Source organism: Paraburkholderia unamae (assembly GCF_003096875.1).
Lineage (GTDB): Bacteria > Pseudomonadota > Gammaproteobacteria > Burkholderiales > Burkholderiaceae > Paraburkholderia > Paraburkholderia unamae.
The window spans coordinates 1-1,329 of the sequence record NZ_QEOB01000072.1 but is presented as its reverse complement, the minus strand read 5'-3'; the positions used below and the strand labels follow the sequence as shown (position 1 = coordinate 1,329).

General features: G+C 63.1%; 1 protein-coding gene. It reads right to left on the bottom strand.

What is annotated here, in order from left to right; all coding sequences use genetic code 11:
• Window positions 1-90 precede the first annotated feature (90 nt).
• The coding region (locus C7402_RS46105) for an ISNCY family transposase (RefSeq protein WP_116615306.1) at window positions 91-1,329 on the bottom strand (1,239 nt) is incomplete at its 5' end.

Genomic DNA, 1,329 nt, shown 5'->3' with positions numbered 1-1,329 from the left:
ATGTCAAAGCCATTTTCAGATGTCCGCTTTCCGGCCAAGTTCAAGTGTCCGCCTTGCGGGGTTTAGGGTTTGTCTTTCACGGGGTGCAGTTCACGCAGTGTCGAAGATCGGATCATGAACGGGCAGGGCATTCGCGCCTGTACCATCAACGCCTGCTGATCGATGACCTGGTTTGCGCTGGGCCTGCGGAGGCTGCCTTTGCCGCGCCAGGTCGACGATCACCTGCTCGATGTCGGCCTGCGTGAATTCGCGTTGCTTCTTCTTGCGCGCATGGCTTTGCTTGCGCACCGTTCGGCTCGAGTCCCCACGGTGCGTTCGGGAAGGGGCTTTACCTATCCGCTCGTTATCGCGTTGTGCCTGAATCACCTGCGAGACCTGAAGCACGTGGCTTAGCCGTTTGTGTTCAACGATGGCGCCCTGGTCCACCTCGGTGAGCCGGTCATACTCGCGGTACGGCAGCACGCGACCCTCTGCACGGATCTCGATGCGTCCGTCCGGGTACTCCCAGACCTCGACATACCGGCGAATCAGCTTGCGGTTCTCTGGCGTATCGTCGAGCAGGTACATGACCCTGTCGTACTGCACCGTAAGCGACTTCGTCACGATCCTTGACTCACGCCACGTGAGCACCATGTCCAGGTTCTCATCCGCCCGTAGTGGCCGATGCGCGTCGAAGTCACTCCTGGGCGGCTTTGCAAAGCGCGCGTTATACGCCGCCATGAAGGAGGGTGCCCAGGCATTGGCTTCGGCAAGCGTGTTGATGCCGCGCAGCCGCAGTTCCTTCACGAGGCGGTCCTGCAGCGTCAGGTGCGCACGCTCCACACGGCCCTTGGCCGAGCTGCTGTTGGCGCAGATCGTGTCGATGTTCAGCTCGTACATCGCGCGGCCGAACGGCGTCACGCTGCGGCCGGTCCGCTCGGCACTGGTGTTGCGGAATACGCTGGCGCGGTCGCTGTAGAACGCGCCAGGCTTGCCATGGCGCGCGATGTACCCGCGCGTCGCCTCGAAATAGCTGAAGGTCGACTCTGTCCGCGTGAAGTGCAGTTCCATCAGCCGGCTCGTCGCGTCGTCCACGTACACCAGCAGCGTGCATTGCGGCGCCCGGTCCTCGAACCAGGCGTGTTCGCTGCCGTCGATCTGGATCAGTTCGCCCAGGCACGCCCGGCGCGCGCGTGGCTGGTAGACCTTCGACGGGCGCTGCCGCCGAGGCACCCACAGTCCTGCGTCCACCATAAGCTTCCTGAGCGTTTCCTTCGCCAGCCGGATGCCGTGGCATTCCCGAAGCTTCTCGCACGCCAGCGTGGGCCCAAAATCAGCGTAGCGCTCGCG